The organism is Mesorhizobium sp. ArgA1, from assembly GCF_053714375.1.
This window is the reverse complement of sequence record NZ_JBSKBQ010000193.1, coordinates 1-262: the sequence shown is the minus strand read 5'-3', so window position 1 is coordinate 262 and position 262 is coordinate 1. Positions and strand designations below refer to the sequence as shown.

The 262-nt window shown below is 56.5% G+C and carries 1 protein-coding gene; it reads right to left on the bottom strand.

What is annotated here, in order from left to right; all coding sequences use genetic code 11:
- Positions 1-204, bottom strand: a complete 204-nt coding sequence (locus tag ACWGTI_RS32955; protein ID WP_112564507.1) for a CsbD family protein — start codon at positions 202-204, stop codon at positions 1-3.
- Between the last annotated feature and the right edge of the window lie 58 nt (positions 205-262).

Here is a 262-nt window from a genome sequence, read left to right as displayed (position 1 = left end):
CTACCAACCTTGCATCGAGTACCAGTCGTCAACGTCTCTCCGGACCCGATCCTTCTCGATTCCGTACCGCTCCTGGATCTTGCCTTCGAGCTGATCGCGTTTGCCCGCAATGCGATCGAGATCGTCGTCGGTGAGCTTGCCCCACTGTTCCTTGACCTTGCCCTTTACCTGTTTCCAGTTTCCTTCAACGCGGTTCCAATCCATGGCCTTGGCCTCCTTGGTTGCACACCAGTTGAAACGCCATATCGAGCGCGAGGTTCCG